Genomic DNA, 532 nt, shown 5'->3' with positions numbered 1-532 from the left:
ACCGTCTTTGTTGGTCAGGGTGATGGTGTAGGTGATCTCGCCGCCTTCGGTCACCGAAGGGGTAGCGGTCAGCTTCGCCACCACTTCGTCAGTGGTGTCCGTCACTTGAACGGTAGCGGCACCGCCCAGTTGCAGGTTCTCGAAGGTAGCGCCGGTGGCGTCTACCGCGGAATTGATACCCAGGCTGATTTCGCCGGAGTCCTTGTAGACGTCATCGCCCTGCGCGTCGTGGGTGTACGGCGCGCTGGTTTCGCCGGCCTTGATGGTGACTTGAGCGTTGTTGCTCAGGGTCACGACCAGGTCGTGGTCCAATGGCTGGTTGATGTGCACGGTGAAGGTCGGTTTGACGTTTTCCGCCACCGCATTCTGGTCGGCCGTGATGGTGACTTGGACCAGGTCGCCTTCGTTGTTGCCGCCTGGGTTGCCCGGCGTACCTGGCTCATCAGTGACGGTGGTGCTGACCGGGGTCTTGTCCAGGGTCAGTTGCTCGAACTTGCCAACATCAGCGCCAGCAACGGTCGCAATCGAGTTG

1 protein-coding gene is annotated in these 532 nt (G+C 60.9%); it reads right to left on the bottom strand.

What is annotated here, in order from left to right:
- Nucleotides 1-532, bottom strand: a 532-nt coding sequence (locus E8E78_RS00025) for an immunoglobulin-like domain-containing protein (RefSeq protein ID WP_280311569.1), incomplete at both ends; no start/stop codon positions are given.

It is taken from the genome of Pseudomonas sp. BN505, assembly GCF_029873175.1.
Classification (GTDB): Bacteria; Pseudomonadota; Gammaproteobacteria; order Pseudomonadales; family Pseudomonadaceae; genus Aquipseudomonas; species Aquipseudomonas putida.
This window is presented reverse-complemented; position numbering and strand designations above follow the sequence as displayed.